The 17,994-nt window shown below is 71.9% G+C and carries 14 protein-coding genes; 10 read left to right on the top strand and 4 right to left on the bottom strand.

The window, feature by feature from the left end:
* Positions 1-97: 97 nt before the first annotated feature.
* Complete coding sequence (locus R2B67_RS03185; protein WP_317816343.1) at positions 98-5,044, top strand: hypothetical protein; 4,947 nt, start codon at positions 98-100, stop codon at positions 5,042-5,044.
* A gap of 142 nt (positions 5,045-5,186) precedes the next feature.
* On the opposite strand, the gene R2B67_RS03180 is transcribed toward R2B67_RS03185, so the two are convergent.
* A complete protein-coding gene (locus R2B67_RS03180; RefSeq protein ID WP_018513236.1) occupies positions 5,187-6,632 on the bottom strand; it encodes a glyceraldehyde-3-phosphate dehydrogenase in 1,446 nt (481 codons plus the stop codon).
* 362 nt (positions 6,633-6,994) lie between these two features.
* Between R2B67_RS03180 and R2B67_RS03175 the strand changes: the two genes are divergently transcribed.
* Genes R2B67_RS03175 through R2B67_RS03155 form a run of 5 tightly spaced genes read left to right on the top strand, consistent with a single transcriptional unit; the run spans position 6,995 to position 11,066 of the window.
* The gene (locus R2B67_RS03175) at positions 6,995-9,070 is read left to right on the top strand and encodes an ATP-binding protein (protein ID WP_317816342.1); all 2,076 of its coding nucleotides are present in this window, start codon (positions 6,995-6,997) and stop codon (positions 9,068-9,070) included.
* A 5-nt stretch (positions 9,071-9,075) separates the two neighbouring features.
* Complete coding sequence (locus R2B67_RS03170) at positions 9,076-9,510, top strand: roadblock/LC7 domain-containing protein (protein WP_018513234.1); 435 nt, start codon at positions 9,076-9,078, stop codon at positions 9,508-9,510.
* A 2-nt stretch (positions 9,511-9,512) separates the two neighbouring features.
* Positions 9,513-9,884, top strand: coding sequence for a DUF742 domain-containing protein (locus tag R2B67_RS03165; protein ID WP_317816341.1), 372 nt, complete (start codon positions 9,513-9,515; stop codon positions 9,882-9,884).
* Positions 9,862-10,485 carry a GTP-binding protein gene (locus tag R2B67_RS03160; RefSeq protein WP_018513232.1) on the top strand — a complete coding sequence of 208 codons (624 nt, stop codon included), beginning with the start codon at positions 9,862-9,864 and terminating at the stop codon, positions 10,483-10,485. Before R2B67_RS03165 ends, R2B67_RS03160 begins: the two co-directional genes overlap by 23 nt.
* Positions 10,482-11,066 (top strand): GAF domain-containing protein, encoded by a 585-nt coding sequence (locus tag R2B67_RS03155; protein WP_317816339.1) that lies wholly within the window; start codon positions 10,482-10,484, stop codon positions 11,064-11,066. Before R2B67_RS03160 ends, R2B67_RS03155 begins: the two co-directional genes overlap by 4 nt.
* A gap of 20 nt (positions 11,067-11,086) precedes the next feature.
* On the opposite strand, the gene R2B67_RS03150 is transcribed toward R2B67_RS03155, so the two are convergent.
* Positions 11,087-12,112, bottom strand: coding sequence for a LacI family DNA-binding transcriptional regulator (locus R2B67_RS03150; protein ID WP_317824768.1), 1,026 nt, complete (start codon positions 12,110-12,112; stop codon positions 11,087-11,089).
* 255 nt (positions 12,113-12,367) lie between these two features.
* Between R2B67_RS03150 and R2B67_RS03145 the strand changes: the two genes are divergently transcribed.
* Genes R2B67_RS03145 through R2B67_RS03135 form a run of 3 tightly spaced genes read left to right on the top strand, consistent with a single transcriptional unit; the run spans position 12,368 to position 15,119 of the window.
* Positions 12,368-13,231 carry an ABC transporter permease gene (locus R2B67_RS03145; protein ID WP_317816338.1) on the top strand — a complete coding sequence of 288 codons (864 nt, stop codon included), beginning with the start codon at positions 12,368-12,370 and terminating at the stop codon, positions 13,229-13,231.
* Positions 13,232-13,272: 41 nt separating this feature from the next.
* Complete coding sequence (locus tag R2B67_RS03140; RefSeq protein WP_317816337.1) at positions 13,273-14,292, top strand: ABC transporter substrate-binding protein; 1,020 nt, start codon at positions 13,273-13,275, stop codon at positions 14,290-14,292.
* Between the two features lie 5 nt (positions 14,293-14,297).
* The gene (locus R2B67_RS03135) at positions 14,298-15,119 is read left to right on the top strand and encodes an ABC transporter ATP-binding protein (protein ID WP_317816336.1); all 822 of its coding nucleotides are present in this window, start codon (positions 14,298-14,300) and stop codon (positions 15,117-15,119) included.
* A gap of 34 nt (positions 15,120-15,153) precedes the next feature.
* On the opposite strand, the gene R2B67_RS03130 is transcribed toward R2B67_RS03135, so the two are convergent.
* Positions 15,154-15,909 (bottom strand): TetR/AcrR family transcriptional regulator, encoded by a 756-nt coding sequence (locus tag R2B67_RS03130; protein ID WP_317816335.1) that lies wholly within the window; start codon positions 15,907-15,909, stop codon positions 15,154-15,156.
* A 139-nt stretch (positions 15,910-16,048) separates the two neighbouring features.
* Between R2B67_RS03130 and R2B67_RS03125 the strand changes: the two genes are divergently transcribed.
* Positions 16,049-17,002: an NAD-dependent epimerase/dehydratase family protein gene (locus R2B67_RS03125; protein ID WP_317816334.1), complete on the top strand. Its 954-nt coding sequence runs from the start codon at positions 16,049-16,051 to the stop codon at positions 17,000-17,002.
* A 150-nt stretch (positions 17,003-17,152) separates the two neighbouring features.
* On the opposite strand, the gene R2B67_RS03120 is transcribed toward R2B67_RS03125, so the two are convergent.
* A complete protein-coding gene (locus R2B67_RS03120) occupies positions 17,153-17,881 on the bottom strand; it encodes a sugar phosphate isomerase/epimerase family protein (protein WP_381075102.1) in 729 nt (242 codons plus the stop codon).
* Between the last annotated feature and the right edge of the window lie 113 nt (positions 17,882-17,994).

Genomic DNA, 17,994 nt, shown 5'->3' with positions numbered 1-17,994 from the left:
AATCGTAGCCGCCGTAACGTTCGTCCGTGTCCTGGATGTTGACGTGGTTAGGCTGTACCGGGCGCCGCGGCTGCGGCAGTCATGGTCAGGGGGCAGAGTGCTGATCACCTTCGCCGAGGAGTTCGACGGGGAGGCCCAGGCGCGGATCTCGGCCGCGCTGCACAGAGTCCGGACGGCCGGGGGTGTGCCGGGATTCTCCTCATGGTCGCCCGACCGCATCGCCGTGGAGCGGCAGTTCGGCGACGGCCTGAGCGGGGCGCTGGTCATCGGACTGCGGGTGACGACGGACGGGATGCAAACGCGGCATGTGGCCAAGCTGGCTCCGGCCGAAGAGGTGCACAGTGAACTCCGCGCCTTTCGGGAGATCTTTCACCAACTCCCCAACACGCTCTTCGTCCCCATCCGTACGGCTACGCCGGGCGCTGACGACCCGGCCACCGCCAGGGAGTTCGAGCCTGACGAGGCCGTGGTCTCCGTCGACGTGGTCACCTGGGCCGGATGCGAGCACGATCAGGAAGTGGTGAGCCTGGAAAGGCTGGTCGAGCGGGCGATGGCCCCGGAAGCCGCACCCGACGAGGTCGAGCGCGCCAAGGCATCGCTGGACCGGCTGCTGAGCGTCGCCTCCCAGGCCATGTACCGGGGCGCGCGCCCCCTGCGCGACCAAGACGTCCGCATGAAGGCGAAGACGTCGTTCGGCCCCGATCTGCACGTGGTGGTCGACGGCGTCGACCCGAAGGGCCAGCCGGTGTACGGCAAGCCGGACAGGCAGACCCTCGATGCCCATGTGCGCGCGCCCCTGGACCTGGTGCGGACGGGTCTCGCAGCCCCCGGAGAGGAGCGGAATGTGTCTCCGGGGGAGCTCATCACGCTCACCGTGGACGGAACGCGGACCACCGGCGAGGGCTTCCTCGTACACCGTGACGACGCGACGGTGGTGGTGGAGTTCGAACCCGGCGGCGACACGGCCACGCTGCGCTCCCTGGACCCGGACGAGGTGCGTTACATCCACGGCAAGGTGACCGATACCCGGCCGCATCGCGTCCGGCGCCGCATCGCCGCCGCTCTGGGGCCGTCTGGTGGCACCCCGGGGGTCGTCCGGGTGGACGGAACATGTGCCCGGGACCCCTTCGCGCTGCTCGACCATGTCGTCCGTGAGCGCACCGCCGCCACCCTCGTCGGCGTGGTCCACGGCGACCTCAATCACCGCAACGTCCTGTTCTGCGACAACCGGCCCTTTCTCATCGACTACGCCAGGGGCCGGCGAAACATGCCGGTCCTGGACGACCTGGCGTGGCTGGAGATCAACATGCTGCGCCGGCCCCTGGCTGACGGGCTCTCCTTCGGCGACCTCGTGGCCGTGCAACGCCTGCTGCTGCTCGGCGACCTGGTGGCGGACGTGCTGCCGTCCGGCCCGGACGGCATCGGCGCACTCGGCGAACGGCTCGCCGGTCTGGTCGCCCACCGAGGCCGGGGCGCCGTCACGGCGATCCGGCTGCTCGCCACCCTGCGGGCGCGCGTGCGGCAGATCTGCGCGGGCAAGGACACCGGCCGGCCGTGGTGGAGCGAGTACCAGGTCGCCCTGCTGCTCGCCGCGCACCGTACGTTCAAGTGGCCGGACGACCTGCAGACGGCGGCGGGCTGGCGTGCCCAGGTGGCATCCGGCTGTGTCGCGACGGAGGCACTGGAGGCAGGAGGCCCTGGCCTCGGACTGTGGGACGGCGCCGAACTCGCCGCCGCCGCACGGGCTCTGCTGCCCTTGCTCCCGGACGAGCCGGATCCCCGGGCGGCGGGTCTCCTGGCCGCAGTGGTCGAAGGACTGCCGGCGGAGCGCGAGTCGGACACCGTTCTCGCGGACGTCCTGCGGCGTGCTCGCACCGCTGTGGCCCGTGCGGTCGCCGGTCCGGCGGCACACCGACGACGCCGGGAGCTGGACGAGGAACGGGGGACGCGCACCCCGTTCATCGACCTGTCCGCCGAGGTGGCCGTTTCGGCGGCCCGAGGTGTTCGACGGACCTGGTCCGAGGCAGCCGGCGCCGTCGACCGGGTGCTGGCCGAGCCTGACGCCCTGGTGCTGGGAGGAAGCGGATCGGGCCGGACGACGCTGCTCGACGAGGTGGAGCGCAGGAGGCTCGCCGCCCTGCTGGAGACCGGGCCGGCAAGCACCGAAGGAGCGGAGACGGCTGTCCCGGGACTGTTGCCCCTGCGACTGGCGGAGGATGTGGTCGGCCTGTGCGGGGACGGGCAGATGCTGGAGCAGCAGGTGATCGCGGCGCTGGAGACGGTGGCACCCGGTGCCGACGGGCGGCAACTCCTCGCGGGGGGTGCGGTACACCTCCTGGCCGACCTGCCGGGCGGAGTGGGCGCCGAGGCCATGGCCGACGCGCTGCGGCAGTTCCGGTGCCGTCGGCCCGCAGTCCCGGTCACAGCGGCGACGCCCGGACGGGAACCTTCCGCCGCTCACGACGGCTGCACCGCCGTGCGTCTCCTCGGCCCCCGGCCGGAACAGGCGGCCCGCTACCTCGCCCGCCGATCGGCGCAGCGCGGGCTGGGCCCGGAGCACGCCGCCGAGCTCATCGACCTGGTGCTGTCCGGCACCTGGGCGGAGCTGTTGCGCGAGGGACGCTGTTCGCCTCTGCTGCTCTCACGCTTGGCCCGGTGGCCCGTCGGCGCCCCCGCGCGGCATCGGCCGGTGAACGAATACGAGGTGCTGGACGCCTACTTCACCGAGACCAGGACAACCTGGCCCTACGCGGTACGTCGTCACGTGAAGGCGCGAGCCGCGCATCTCACCGATCCGCAGGAGGAACCCCGGGGCAACGAGAAGCTTTCGGAGGAACAGCAGGCCTTACTGATCGATTCGGGAGTGCTCACGCCGGAAGGGGCCTTTCACCGCGTCGAGGAGCGCGACTACTTCGCCTACCGATGGCTGAGCTCAAGGACCCAGGACAGGGCACTGCTTCTGCGGCTGGCGCCGCGTCACCGCTGGTACGGAGCATTCCGGTTGCTCTCCGCGCTGGCGCCATCGTCCCAGAAGTGGCTACCACGGCTTGTGGAGGAATTGGCGGGGGCGGATCCGGTGCAGACCGCCAGACTCCTGGGAGCCCCGGCCCATCCCTGCCGCAGGCTGGTGGAGCCTTTCCTGCACCGTCAGGCGGCGGCCCTCGCCGACCGGCAGGCCGGAGAGCTGGAGCACATCGCGGCAGCCGACTCTCTGGCCGCGTTCGACGCACCGGTGGCCTACCGCCACCTGCTCACCGCGCTGTCCGACGCGGACGGCCCGGAAACCGCTCGGACCGCGGCGCTGCGTGCCCTGGTCACAGCGGCTCGCACCACACATCATGCCGCGCAGAGCCGTCGCCTGGCCGGGGAACTGGCGCACCGCCTGGCCCCTTTGATCACACCGGACGGCCCGCGACAGCTGACGCTGTCCGCCCTGGATGCCGTCGGGACACTCGGCCTGAACCGACTGGTGCTGCACACGGCCGACCTCGTGCGGCCGGGCGCGCCGTGGCCCCTGGTACGGGCCGCGCTGGCCGCCTTGGACGCCCTGGACACGTCCCGGACCGCGGCCCTGTCGGAGATCCGGCTGTCGGTGGAACGCGAGGGGCTGTCGCACGTCGAACGGGCCATGGACGCTCCGCTCTCCAGCCGTGAGGCCGGCGCACTCGCCGCGGAGCGGGAACAGCTCATACAGCGGCTGCCCGGCCCTGAGCGGATCTGCGCGCTGCTGGAGCGGCGCTTCGCGCCCGGGTTCGGGGAACTGGCCGGTGAACTGCTGGAGGAGCACGTCCACGGCGCGCCGCTGCCCGACGGGGCGACGCCCGCCGAGGTCACGCTCTGGAGGAGGGGGGAGCCCGAGACCGCCTACGCCGCACTCCGGACAGCGACCGACGCGCTGTGCCTCGCCGCCGCGGTGCACCGCTTGTTGTACGACGCTCCCGCGCGTGCTGCCGACGCCTTCGTCCTGCTGTCCGGCCCGGAGTCGTCGGCCGGGCCCGGGGGGCCCGAACGTGCCGGTCCCGTCGCGGCCACCGTGCGGTGGCTGCCCACCGAGCTCCTCGCACAGGCCGAGCAGTTCGCCCTGACAGCGGCGGAGGCGTGCGTTCCGGCTTCTTCCCTGGATGGCATCGCAGCACTCGTCGACGCCCTGTTCGCCCGTGACCGACCGGCCGGAGCCCGGCTCGCGCGCCGGATCCATCGCATCTTCACCGCCGCCGGCCTGCCGGCCCGCTTGCAGGGCGCCTGGAACGCCACGCTGACCCGCTGTTCGGCCTACCTGGCCAGTGCCTCGGTGCTGCTTCCTTCCTCCGGCCCGGACCGTGGCGACGACAGCCAGGACGCCGTCCTCGACGCCTTGGCCGACCATGGCTTCCTCCTGCTGGCGGCACCGGTTCCGGACTTCCAGGCCCATGGCGCGGGATCACGGTTCCCCGACGCCGTCCTGCGACGGCTGCGGAGCTCCGGACCGGACGCCCTGCCGCGTCTCGCTCGGGCGGCGGTGGTTCTCGGCCTGGTGGACGCCCTGCCCGTGCTGTGTGAGGCGATCACGCAGCGGGACGGAGCCGGCACGGCCGTGCCGGTCTCGCTGGGAGCGTTCGGGGTACGCGAGGTTTCGCCCTTCGCGGAGCTGCTCGTGGCGACGGGATACCTCGCAGCCCTGGCGGGTGCCGGGTCCGTGGACGCCGTTCGCGCGTACCAGGCGGTGAGTGAGCTCGACACGTCCGGCGCCCATCCCAGTGTGCGGGTTGCCCGGTTGACCGCGCTGGCCGTGTCGGGGAACTGGGCGCCCGTGCTGGATGCCCTCCCGGACGAGGACCCGAGACTGCCTCTCATCGCACGAAACGCACTCGTCCACTGGCTGCCCGGCCCGTTCACCCCGGCCGACGCCGACGCCGACGCCTCCGCGGCCGCCCGTCAGCTCACCGCACGTCTGGCCGAAGGTCACGGGCTGACGCCGGAGGCCCGTTCGCAGATGTACGGCCTGCGGACCGCACTGGAACGGCACACCGGTACGGCCACCATCCATCGGCCCCCGCATACCTGAACGGACGGCGCAGGCCGCCGACGCTGTCGAAGAACATCGTCGCCGCTTTCCGGCCGGTCGCCCGGCGGGACCGGGACATGGCCGGAGAGCGGTGACCACTGGGGGAGGGCCCAAGCGTCCGGGCCCTCCCCCGAAGCGGAGATCAGGCCGCCGGGGCCGGGTACGTCGGGTACTCCACGCCGGAGACGTGCTGGACGACCCGGATGACCTGGCACGAGTAGCCGAACTCGTTGTCGTACCAGAGGTAGAGGATCGCGTTGTCGCCGTCGACCTTGGTGGCGCCCGCGTCGACGATCGAGGCGTGGCGCGAGCCGATGAAGTCGCTGGAGACCGCGTCGGGGGCGCTGATGAAGTCGATCTGGCGCTTGAGCGGCGAGGCCAGCGAGACGTTGCGGAGGTAGTCGAGGACCTCCTCGCGGTCGGTCTCCCGGCCCAGGCGCAGGCTCAGGATCGCGATCGAGACGTCCGGCACCGGGACGCGGATGGAGCTGCCGGTGATCGGCGCGTCCAGATCAGGCAGGGCCTTGGCCACGGCGGAGGCGGCGCCGGTCTCGGTGATGACCATGTTGAGCGCCGCCGAGCGGCCCCGCCGGTCGGAGCTGTGGTAGTTGTCCAGCAGGTTCTGGTCGTTGGTGTACGAGTGGACGGTCTCCACGTGGCCGCGCAGGACGCCGTACTCGTCCGCCATCGCCTTGAGCGGCGGGACGATCGCGTTGGTGGTGCAGGACGCGCAGGACAGGATCTGCTCGTCGTCCTTGATCGTGTCGTGGTTGACCCCGTGGACGATGTTGGGGACGTCGCCCTTGCCCGGCGCGGTCAGGACGACCTTGGCGATGCCGGGGCGCAGGTGGTTCGAGAGTCCCTCGCGGTCGCGCCACCTGCCGGTGTTGTCGATCAGGATGGCGTCCTTGATCCCGTACTCGGTGTAGTCCACCGCCGTCGGGTCGTCCGAGTAGATCACCTTGATCTCGTTGCCGTTGGCGATGATCTTGCTGTTCGCCTCGTCGACGGTGATCGTCCCGGAGAACTGGCCGTGGATCGAGTCGCGCCGCAGCAGTGAGGCGCGCTTGACGATGTCCTGGCCGGAGCCCTTGCGTACGACGATGGCGCGCAGCCGCAGTCCGTTGCCGGAACCGGCCTTCTCGATGAGGAGGCGGGCGATGAGGCGGCCGATACGGCCGAAGCCGTAGAGGACGACATCGCGCGAGTCGCGGCGTTCGATCTTGTTGGCCCCGGTCGCCCCGGCGACGGCCTCGGCGGTGAACTCCTCCACGCTCAGACCGCGGTCGTCGGCCCGGAACGTCGCGGCCAGCATGCCTATGTCGATCTGGGAGGGGCCGAGGTCGAGTGTCGTCAGCGCCCGCAGGAACGGCATCGTCTCGGTGACCGAGAGTTCCTCACCGGCGATCTGCCGGGCGAAGCGGTGGGTCTTGAGGATGCTGACCACCGACTTGTTCACCAGGGAGCGGCTGTGCAGCAGGACGTTCACGTCCTGCTCACGGTGCAGCTTCCCGATGATCGGGATCATCGACTCCGCGATCTCCTCGCGGTGCATCCAGTTGGTGAACGAGTCGTCATTGACAGTCACGTGTTTATCTTTCGAGCTAGGCGGCGCTCATATGGTAGCCGCCCCGGTGTGTTCATCCTCAAGGTGGTCCCGTCCGGGGGTCCGGGGCGGGCCGTGCCGCTGTCATTGCGGCGTAATCGGGCGCCCGTGCGAGAGGTCATACCAGAGCGGGACGGATGGCGGGCAAGTTCCACAACTGCTCGTCGCACACAGGTCGGTGGCGACTACCGTGTGTGCTCGGTGATCAACGGCGGGCTCCTGGACCCAAGGGCCGGCCCGACCGCTGACCCGAGCTGGACCGACCCACCGCAGGTGCCACCGCAGGAACGCCGACAGGGGCGACAGGAACGCCGATTCCTGGTGCCCCCGTACCGAGGACGCTGATGTCTCAACTTCGCGCACCCGCCGCGCGACCGGACCGCCGCGAGGGCGGGCGGCACGGCCGCCCCGGCGCACGCGCCCACTCGGCCACAAGCAGGCCGCGCGCCACCCAGCCCGTCCCTGAGGGGCGCATACGGCCCCAGTTGCTGCGTACCGCGCTGCTCCCCACCATCGCCGCCCTGCTCAGCGGCGCGGCAGCCGTCATCTTCACCGTCCGGGACGGTGGTGTCGACCCGTCCCCGGGCCTCTGGGCCGCACTCGGCGGATCGGCCGCCCTGGCCGTCGCCGCCGTCGCGGCCGCCTACCTCGGTGCCCACCGCGTGGCCGGTGCCGTGCTCGACCGGGCGCTGACGCTCCGCCGCGCCAGCGCCCAGGGCCAGGCCGAGCTCCAGCGGGTGGTGGAGCAGCTCCGGGCCGGGGAGCCCGTCGGCCCCAGGCGCCCCTCGCCGCCGCCCGCCCCCGACGGCGACGCCTTCGACCTGCTCGCCCAGGAGATGGGGCGGGCCCAGGACGCCGCGGTCACCGCCGTCGTCCAGGCCTCGCAGCTCTTCAGCTCCACCGGCAACGAACAGAAGGTCGAGGTCTTCGTCAACCTCGCCCGGCGGCTCCAGTCCCTGGTCCACCGCGAGATCCAGATCCTCGACGAGCTGGAGCACGAGGTCGAGGACCCCGACCTGCTCAAGGGCCTCTTCCACGTCGACCACCTGGCCACCCGGATCCGCCGCCACGCGGAGAACCTCGCCGTCCTCGGCGGGGCCGTCTCCCGGCGCCAGTGGAGCAACCCGGTCACCATGACCGAGGTGCTGCGCTCGGCCATCGCCGAGGTGGAGCAGTACCCCCGGGTCAAGCTGGTCCCGCCGATGGAGGGCACCCTGCGCGGCCACGCCGTCGCCGACGTGATCCACCTGCTGGCCGAACTGGTCGAGAACGCCACGGTGTTCTCCGCCCCGCACACCCAGGTCCTGCTGCGCGTCCAGCGCGTCACTGCCGGACTCGCGCTGGAGGTGGAGGACCGCGGCCTCGGGATGCCGGACCACGAGCAGAACCGGATGAACGCCCTGCTCTCCGACCCCGACCAGGTCAACGTCGCCCATCTGCTCCAGGACGGCCGGATCGGCCTGTTCGTCGTCTCGGCCCTGGCCCGTCGCCACGGCATCGCGGTCCGTCTCCAGAGCAACATCTACGGCGGCACGCAGGCGGTCCTCGTCCTGCCGCAGACCCTCCTCGGGGCCGACCCGGACGCCGCGACAGCTCCCGGCGCCGCCCCCGTGCCGCCGCCCGGAGCCGTGCACCGGCCGCCCGCCGACGACGGACGCACGGCCCCGGCCGCACCGCCGCAGGTGCGGGCCGCCCAGCCGCAGGCCGTCCCCGCACCGCCTGGGCAGGCACTCCCCGGCCAGGCGCCTCCCGGCCGAACGCCCGTCGGCCAGGCGCCCTCCGGTCACCCGCGCGACGCCCAGGCGCCGGGCTCGCACGCCCACGCCGCACCGGAGAGCCGCACGCCGGGGCCCCGGGGCGAGGCCCCGCCCCTCCCGCTGCGCGCCGAGCGGGTCGACCGGCCCGCACCGGCCGCGTCCGCCCCCGACCGGCCCGCGCCGGCCGCCTTCGCACCGGAGCACGCCGACCGCCCCGCCCCGGCCGCCTTCGTCCCCGAGCGGGTCGACCGGCCCGCGCCGCCCGCCGCCCGCCCCGAACTCCCCAAGCGGGCCAACCAGGAACACCTCGTCCCGCAGCTGCGCGAGGCGCCCGTGCCCCGCGTCGAGGACGAGCACGCCCTGCACGACCCGGGCCTGATGGCCGCTTTCCGGCGCGGCGTCGACCTCGCCGAGGCCCAGACGGCCCAGACGGCGCAGGAGGAGGGGACCGGCGGCGGATACGGCGATGCCACCGGTGCGCCGACCGCGCTCGACGCGCCCCTGGAGGCCCTCGCCCCCCTCCCCGTACGCGGAGCCACCGAATCCGTACGCGGAGCGCCCCAAGCGCCCACGCCCCTCGGCCGCCCGCAGGCCGGGCACGAGACCTTCCTGCCGGGCCACGCCGTGCCGGAACCCCGTAAAGACACGACTTTCAAGGAGTAGACACGATGCCGAGCGACATGCAGGCCGGTCAGGTCTCGGACCTGGACTGGCTGCTGAGCGGACTGGTCCAACGCGTGCCCTACACGCGCAGCGCGGTGCTGCTCTCGGCCGACGGACTGGTGAAATCCGTCCACGGCATGGACCCCGACAGCGCCGACCACATGGCCGCCCTGGCCGCCGGGCTGTACTCCCTGGGCCGCAGCGCCGGCGCCCGCTTCGGGGACAACGGCGACGTCCGGCAGGTGGTCGTCGAACTCGACTCCACGCTCCTGTTCGTCTCCACCGCCGGGTCCGGCACCTGTCTCGCCGTCCTCGCCGGACGCGAGGCGGACGCGGCGGTGCTCGGCTACGAGATGGCGATGCTGGTCAAGAGCGTCCGCCCCTATCTGATGACCCCGCTGCGGCAGCCGGCCGGGGCACCGTTCACCCCGGGGCTGTGAGGATGCCGGCCCCGCAGGACGGGCCCCTGCTCGACGACGCGGCCGGCCGGCTGATCCGCCCGTACACCGTCAGCAACGGCCGCACCCGGCCGTCCACCGGATTCGATCTGCTCTCCCTGGTCATGGCCACGGGCATCGAACCCGACATCCCCCTCGGCCCCGAACACACCATGGCCCTCGGACTGTGCGAGGGCCCCATGTCCGTCGCCGAGATCGCCGCACACCTCCGGCTGCCCGCGGTCGTCACCAAGGTCCTCCTCTCCGACCTGGTCGGCTGCGGAGCGGTCACCGCGCACGCCCCCGCATTCCATGACACACCCACCGACCGATCCCTGCTGGAGGCAGTGCTCGATGGTTTACGACGACAGCTCTGACCGCACCGGAACCACCGAGTTCTTCCCCGTGGCCCTCAAGGTCCTGGTCGCGGGCGGATTCGGCGTCGGCAAGACGACCTTCGTCGGCGCGGTCAGCGAGATCGCCCCGCTGTCCACCGAGGAGCTGCTCACCCAGTCCAGCGTGGGCACCGACAACCTGGACGGCGTCGAGTCCAAGACGGCCACCACCGTCGCCATGGACTTCGGCCGCATCACCCTCTCCGAACAGCACGTCCTGTACCTGTTCGGGACGCCGGGCCAGGAGCGCTTCTGGTTCATGTGGGACGAGCTCTCCAACGGCGCGCTCGGCGCCGTGGTGCTCGCCGACACCCGGCGGCTCGCGGAGTGCTTCGCCGCCGTGGACTTCTTCGAGCGGCGCGGCATCGGATTCATCGTGGCGGTCAACGAGTTCGACGGCGCTTACCGCTATGAGCCCGACGAGATCCGGGCCGCGCTCGACCTTGGACCCGCGGTGCCGGTCGTCCTGTGCGACGCGCGGATCGCCAGCTCCGGTACGGGGGCGCTGGTCACCCTCGTACAGCATCTGATCAACGCGACCTCGGCGCCCGCCCCGCTCCAGGCCTTCGGAGCCCACCAGTGACGTCCTTCGCCACCGGCCGGATGCTGCTGACCCCCGCCGACCGGGACGGCCCGGCCCGCGCGGAGCGGCTGCGGAGGCTGGATCTCGGTGAACGCCCCGACGCCTCGTTCGACAGCTTCGACGCCTTCGCCGACAAGGTGGCCGAAGTGACCGCGTCACCCTTCTCGATGGTCAACTTCATCGACGAGAACCGGCAGTTCTTCGCGGGGCTGCACACGCCGACGGGCAATCGGGGCGGTCAGGACATCGGGGCCGTCGCGGCGGGCGGCCACCGCGGCGCCCGCCACATGGCCCGCGACCACGGCTACTGCCCGCATGTCGTCGTCCGGCGCAAGGCGCTCGTCCTGGACGACGTCTGCGACTACCCGCGGTTCGCCGGCAATCCGGTCGTCGACGACATAGGCGTCCGCTCCTACCTCGGTGCCCCGCTCATCGACCGTACGGGCATCGCGCTGGGCACCGTCTGCGCCGTCGACACCGTGCCGCGCCCCTGGGGCCGTGCGGGCCTGGACACCATCAAGTCCCTCGCCCAGGAGCTCGTCCGCCAGATCGACCACCGGGAGGGCTACCGCCACCCCTGATGAAACGGTGACCGGTGGTTTCAACTCCCGTGCGGCGGTGGGCCCGTGCTGCCCCGCAGCACCACCTCCCCGTCGATCCGGACCACCCGCGAGCGCCCCGCCCCCGACGGTGTGCGCAGGGCCAGCGCGATCACGCGCTCGCCCATCTCGGTGAGCGGCAGCGCCACCGTGGTCAGCGGCGGCGACAGCTCCCGTACGACGGGGATGTCGTCGAACCCCGCCAGCGACATGTCCTCCGGCACCCGCACCCCCGCCTCGCGCAGCGCGGCCAGCGCACCGACCGCCATCACATCGGTCACCGCGAAGACGCAGGTCGGCCGGGGGCCGCCGGATGCCAGTAACCGCCGCGCCGCCAGATGGCCGCCCTCCCGGGTGAACGCCCCCCGCACCACCTGGTCGAGACCGATGCCCGCCTGGGCCAGCCCCTCCCGGAATCCCGCCAACCGGTCGGCCACCGTGGTCAGTTCGGACGGCCCGGTGAGCACGGCGAACTCCCGGTGCCCGAGCGCCACCAGCGCCTTCGCCAGCTCCGCCGCCCCGGCCCGGTTCTCCGGCTGCACGGTGTCCACCCGCAGCGACCGGTGCCGGCTGACCACCGCGACCCGGCCGCCCGCGCGCACGTACGGATCCAGCTCCGCGTCCATCGCCCGCTCCCAGGCCCGGTCCTGGAACCCGGAGCCGATCAGCAGGATGGCCCTCGCCCGCTGGGCCCGCAGCATCGAGACGTACGCGATCTCCCGGGCCGGTTCACGGAAGGTGGAGGCGAGCATCACCAGCAGGTCCTGCTCCGCCGCCGCCCGCATCACCCCACTCGCGATGCCGGCGAAGTACGGGTCGCTGACGTCGTGGCAGATCAGCCCCACCGTACGGTTGCCGTCGGAGCTGGCGAGGGCCTGGGCATGGGCGTTGGGGATGTAGCCGAGGAGGTCGGCCGCGGCGCGCACCCGGCTGCGCAGATCGTCGCGGACCCGGGTGGTGCCGTTCAGCGCCCGGGAGGCGGTGGCCAGCGATACGCCCGCCTCGCGGGCCACCGCGTCCAGCGTCACGTGGGGGGCCGGGACGCGGCGGCGCGCATCGGGGTGGAGAGGTGTTTCCCGTTCACTCAACTCGACCCCCAGGGGTGCGGTGGTGGCAGGGCCCCGAAACTTCGGGACGACCTATTGACCGTGTGCGCGAACAGTCATTAGCGTGGCGTCACCTTACCAGAAAGCGCTTTCTGAAAGCGCCTTCAGATCACCACCACTCGCATCGCAGGATCGCACAGCTCGTCACAACCGACCCCGCCTTACAGGGAGTTCACCGTGAGTGAGACCGCGTTGGCCAAGAGGCCCGCCGAGGTGGCGGGGGTCGCCCGCCGGGCGGGCCCCACGGCGGGGGAGCGGCTGGCCCGCGCCGCGGAGCGGAGCTGGCGGCCCGTGGCGCTGCTGCTCGCCTGCTTCGCGCTCTGGTGGATGATCGCGGCGGCCGAGCTCGTCGAGCCGTATCTCGTGCCGTCGCCCGGCGCGACCCTCGATGTCCTGACGGGCAAGGCGGGTTACCTCTGGCAGCACAGCTGGGTGACGACGTACGAGACGCTCCTCGGCTTCGTCATCGCTGTCGTCGTCGGGGTGTTCGCGGCGGTGGTGATGGTGTACTCCTCCACCGTCGAGCGGACGCTCTACCCCATCCTCCTCTTCGCCCAGGTCGTCCCGAAGATCGCCATCGCCCCGCTCTTCGTGGTGTGGCTCGGCTTCGGTATCGCACCCAAGATCCTCATCGCCGTCCTCATCGCCTTCTTCCCGGTGGTGATCTCGATGGTCACCGGTCTCAAGGCCGTCGACCCGGAGATGCTCCAACTCTCCGCCACGATGGGGGCGAAGCCCTGGCAGACCTTCCTGAAGATCCGCTTCCCGGCCTCGCTCCCGCACCTGTTCTCGGGCCTCAAGGTCGCCGTCACCCTCGCGGTGACCGGTGCGGTGGTGGGCGAGTTCGTCGGGGCGAACGAGGGCCTCGGCTATGTGATCCTCCAGGCCAACGGCAACCTGGACACCCCGATGCTCTTCGCCGGGCTGCTCGTGATGTCGCTGATCGGCGTCGTGCTCTTCGTCGTCGTCGAGATCGCCGAGAAGCTGCTGCTGCCGTGGCACGCGAGCCGCCGGGAGACCTCGGCGACCACCACGTACTGAACTCCCGGAAGCCACCGTCCCGTTGCGAGAAGGGCCAGCTCATGCACGCGCGCAGACTCCTGATCGGTGCCGTACCCCTCGTCCTGGTGGCGACCGCCTGCGGCGGCAACGACGCGTCGACCACCACCAGCGACTCCGGCAAGAAGCTGGACCGGGTCACGCTGACGCTCAACTGGTATCCGTACGGCGAACACGCGCCGTTCTACTACGGAAAACAGCAGAAGATCTTCGAGAAGCACGGCATCGACCTGGACGTCCGGTCGGGCCAGGGCTCGCAGAAGACCGTCCAGGCAACCGCCGCCGGGCAGAGCGACTTCGGCTGGGCGGACACCCCGGCGCTGCTCGCGGGTGTGGACCAGGGCGTCAAGGTGAAGAGCCTCGGTGTCTTCCTCCAGACCACGCCCGCCTCCGTGCAGTCCTTCGACGCGAAGGGCATCGCCGCGCCCGGTGATCTCAAGGGCCGCACGATCGCCGGGACCGCCGGGGACGCGCTCTCCAAGACCTTCCCGATCTTCCTGAAGAAGAACGGCATCGGCGAGTCGGACGTCAAGGTCCAGAACACCGACCCGGCGGGCAAGATCGCCGCCGTCATCTCCGGGAAGACCGACGGGCTGCTCGGTTACGCGAGCGACCAGGGGCCCACCATGCAGGACAAGGCCAAGAAGCCGGTCTCGTACCTCCGGTTCTCCGAGCACGGGCTGAACTTCTACTCCAACGGGCTCCTCGCCGGACAGAAGATCCTCACCGCCAAGCCGGAGTTGGCCCAGCGCATGGTGAAGGCGGTGAGCGAGTCGTGGGCGGCAGCGGCGAAGGAGCCGGGGCCGGCGGTCGAGGCGATGGAGGGCGCGTCCGAGCAACTGCCTCCGAAATCCGTCCTGTCGGAGCAGTTCGCCACGACACTCACCCTGCTGCACACCGAGGCGACCGAGGGCAAGGCGCCCGGCGTCAACACCGAGGCCGACTGGCAGCAGACCATCGACGTGTTCGCCGAGGCGGGCATCGTGGCCTCGCCGAAGGCCGTGGCCGACTACTGGGACACGAAGACGGCGCTGAAGGGATGACAACGATGCCGAAGGAGCAGACGACGACAGTGCCCGTGCCGTCCGGTGGTGTTGGGGCGGCGGCGGTCCAACTGGCCGATGTAGCCGTGCGGTTCCGCAGCAAGAAGCGCGATGTCACGGCGCTGAGCGATGTCTCGCTGGATGTGGCGCCGGGGGAGTTCGTCGCCATCGTCGGACCGTCGGGGTGCGGCAAGTCCACGCTGCTGAAGCTGGTCGCCGGGCTGCTCACGGCCTCCTCCGGCGAGGTCCTGCTCGGCGGCGAGCGGGTCACCGGGCCACGCCACGACATCGGTTACGTCTTCCAGCGCGCGGCCCTGCTGGAGTGGCGCTCCGCGCTGCGCAACATCCTGCTCCAGGCCGAGATCCGCCGGATGCCGGCGGCCCAGGCGCGCGGACGGGCCGACGAGCTGATCCGGATGACCGGCCTGACCGGATTCGAGGACGCCTACCCGCACGAGCTCTCCGGCGGAATGCAGCAACGGGTCGCGCTCTGCCGGGCGTTGCTCCACGAACCGCCGGTCCTGCTGATGGACGAGCCGTTCGGCGCGCTGGACGCCCTGACCCGCGAGCAGATGAACACCGAGCTGAACCGGATCTGGCGGTCCACCGGTACGACGGTGCTGCTGGTCACCCACTCGATCTCGGAAGCCGTCTATCTGGCCGACCGGGTGGTGGTCATGAGCCCGCGCCCGGGCACCATCACGGAGATCATCGAGGTGGGGCTGCCGGCCGAGCGCGACTACAGCGAGACGCTGGGGCGCCCGGAGTTCCGCGCCGCCGCGGCGCACATCCGCGACCTGCTGGGGGCGGTGTCGGCGCAGGACTGAGGGGCGTAGAGCAGGATCGGGGCTGGGGCCTCCCTCATGCCGGTTCCTGATCCAGCCCGAACGCGTCCGCCAGCATCTCCATGTGGGCGCCCAGCAGCGTGCCGCCCCGGTGTGCCATCCCGGCGAACTGGCCGGCCACCTCCAGGCTCACCGAGCCGTGCAGCTGGGTCCAGGCCAGCACCGCCCCCGCCAGCGCCGAGGCCGCCCGGGCCTCCCCGGCCGGGGCATCAGGAGCGCCGGCCGCCTCCGGGGCGTACCGGGCCACCCAGGCCCCCACCGTCCCGTCCGCCGCGAGCCAGGCGGTCATCTCGTCCACCGTGGCGGCCACCGCCGGTCCGGGGCTCCCGGTGGCGAAGAGCGGCAGGAAGGGGCCCAGCACCGCACGCGCTCGCTCCAGGGTGTCGGCCGGGGCCACATAGCCGGGGACCGGGGCGCCCTGGATCAGCAGATAGCGGTGCGGCTCGGCGATCGCCCAGGTGCGGTACGCCTCGGCCAGATCGTGCAGCCGTGCGCGGACGCCCCGGGACCCCTTCGCCGAGCGGGCCGCCGCCCGTGCCATCGCGGCGGCAGCGTCGTCGTACGCGTCCCTGATCAGGGCGTTGAGCAGATCGTCCCGGCCGGCGAAGTAGCGGTAGAGGGCGGGGCCGGAGAGGCCCATCTCCTTGGCGATCCGCGTCAGCGCGAGAGCGGTGCCGCCGCCCTCCGCGAGCTGCCGCAGCGCCAGGTCCTTGATCTCCGCACGGGTCTGTTCCCGGTACCGGGCGCGCGGTCCTTGCTGGGCCCGTTCCATCACGGTCCCCTCTCGCCTGCTCTCACCTGCCGAGCTCACTTCGGTTACAGAGTCTAACAAGCGCTATTGCTATGGGCTATCGCGAGAGTTAAGGTATCTAACAGAAGTGACGGACCGATCCACCTCGAAGGGGCACGCCATGACCACCGCACTCGCTCTGCACACCGTCCTCGGTTCCGGACCCGCCGGTACGGCTCTGGCCACGGAGCTGGTCCGCCGGGGCCACCCGGTCCGGCTCGTCGACCGGTCGGGCGACGGCCCGGCGATCGAGGGCGTCGAGCGGTACGCCGCCGATGTCGCGACCCCCGAGGGGGCCCGCGCGGCCGTGGCCGGGGCCGCCGTCGTGTACCACTGCGTCAACGTCGGCTACCACCTCCAGGCGGAGGTCATGCCGAAGATCCAGGAGGCGGTGCTCGGCGCGGCCGAGCAGGAGGGCGCCCGGCTCGTCGTCCTGGACACGCTCTACCCGTACGGCGAGACGCACGGCGCGGTCATGACCGAGGACTCCCCGTGGAACGCCACCACCCGCAAGGGCCGGATGCGCGCCGAGCTCGACGCCCGCTATCTCGCCGCCCACCGCGAGGGCAGGCTGTCCGTCGTCCTCGGGCGCTCCGCCGACTTCGTCGGCCCCGGGGTCCTCAACTCCACGCTCGGCGGCGCCGTCTTCCCCGCCGCCCTCACCGGGCAGCCGGTGCCCGCCCTCGGCGACATCGATCTGCCGCACAGCTACACGTACATCGAGGACGTCGCCGCCGGGCTCGCCACCCTCGGCGAGCGCCCGGAGGGCGACGGCCGGGTCTGGCACCTGCCCACCGCACCGGCGCGCACCACCCGCCAGATCCTCGCCCTCGTCGAGGAGCGCACCGGCCGCCCGCTGGAGCTGACCGTGATCCCCGAGCCCCGCCCCTTCGGCCCCTTCGACGAGGCCTTCATGGCGGAGTACGCGGAGATGTTCTACCAGCACACCGAGGCGCAGATCGTCGACTCCTCGGCCATCGAGAAGGCCTTCGGCCTCACCCCCACCCCGCTGGAGACGGCCATCGACGCGACCCTCGGGTGGTACGGGGAGCTCCTCGCCGCCCCGCAGCGCTGAACGAGCCCGGCCCCGGGTGCGGAACCGCACACCCGGGACCGGACCGACGCGTCACCGCTCAGCACACCACTGCTCAGCACGTACCGCCGCTCAACGCACCACTGCTCAGCACGTACCGCCGCTCAACGCACCACCGCTCCGTGGCCGCCGTCAGTAGCGCAGCCTCGACAGATACCGGTAGCTGGCCCGTGCCGAGGCGAACGGGTCGGCCGGCGCGTCATGCTCCACCAGCCACTGCCGCACCCCGCCCTGCCGCGCGGTGTCGAACATCCCCGGGAAGTCCAGCACCCCCGACCCGACATCCGCGAAGTCCCCGTTCGGCGCCATGTCCTTCACATGGAGGGCCGGGAACCGCCCGAGATGCCGGACGAACAGCTCGCCGGGCGCGGAGGAGCCTCCCTTGGCCGCCCAGTACACATCCAGCTCGAACCCGACCAGCTCCGGATCGGTCTCGTCGAGCAGGATGTCGTACAGGCTGACCCCGTCCACCACCTCATGGTCGCCACCGTGGTTGTGGTACAGCAGTTTCAGTCCTGATTCCCGGGCGGCGAGCCCCGCCCGGTTGAACTGCCGTGCCACTTCCCGGTATCCGGCCGGGGAGTGCAGTGACCCCGGCAGGCTCGGCACCACGATCCACCTGCCGCCGAGGGTGTGGACGTCCTCCAGGGCCTGCGGCAGCCCGGGGCCGGTCACGGTGTCGTAGCCGACGTGCTCCAGGACCGCCTTCAGTCGGACCCGGTCCAGCATCTTCCGTATCGCGGCAGAGGAGTTGCCGTGCCGGCCGCTGACGCCGACCGTGGCGTAACCGATCCTGGCGAGCTGCTCCAGCGTCCCCGCGAAGTCCGCCGCGAGCGGCGTCCGCATCGTGTAGAGGTGCATGCCGATCCCGGACGGCGGGATGCGCCGGCAGCCCCGACGCCCGGCCGCCGAGGCCGGTGCCGCGCCGCCGGTGCCGACGGCGGTGACGGCGGCGGTACCGAATGCCGCGCCGA

Source organism: Streptomyces cyaneofuscatus, assembly GCF_033109485.1.
Classification (GTDB): Bacteria; Actinomycetota; Actinomycetes; order Streptomycetales; family Streptomycetaceae; genus Streptomyces; species Streptomyces cyaneofuscatus.
This window is presented reverse-complemented; position numbering and strand designations above follow the sequence as displayed.

What these genes read in the sequence shown, in the direction of transcription:
- R2B67_RS03125 (WP_317816334.1), top strand. Translation starts at nt 16,049, where the DNA reads ATGACCACCGCACTCGCTCTGCACACCGTCCTCGGTTCCGGACCCGCC.
- R2B67_RS03160 (WP_018513232.1), top strand. Translation starts at nt 9,862, where the DNA reads ATGGTTTACGACGACAGCTCTGACCGCACCGGAACCACCGAGTTCTTC.
- R2B67_RS03175 (WP_317816342.1), top strand. Translation starts at nt 6,995, where the DNA reads ATGTCTCAACTTCGCGCACCCGCCGCGCGACCGGACCGCCGCGAGGGC.
- R2B67_RS03135 (WP_317816336.1), top strand. Translation starts at nt 14,298, where the DNA reads ATGCCGAAGGAGCAGACGACGACAGTGCCCGTGCCGTCCGGTGGTGTT.
- R2B67_RS03165 (WP_317816341.1), top strand. Translation starts at nt 9,513, where the DNA reads ATGCCGGCCCCGCAGGACGGGCCCCTGCTCGACGACGCGGCCGGCCGG.
- R2B67_RS03170 (WP_018513234.1), top strand. Translation starts at nt 9,076, where the DNA reads ATGCCGAGCGACATGCAGGCCGGTCAGGTCTCGGACCTGGACTGGCTG.
- R2B67_RS03120 (WP_381075102.1), bottom strand. Translation starts at nt 17,881, where the DNA reads ATGCACCTCTACACGATGCGGACGCCGCTCGCGGCGGACTTCGCGGGG.
- R2B67_RS03130 (WP_317816335.1), bottom strand. Translation starts at nt 15,909, where the DNA reads ATGGAACGGGCCCAGCAAGGACCGCGCGCCCGGTACCGGGAACAGACC.
- R2B67_RS03140 (WP_317816337.1), top strand. Translation starts at nt 13,273, where the DNA reads ATGCACGCGCGCAGACTCCTGATCGGTGCCGTACCCCTCGTCCTGGTG.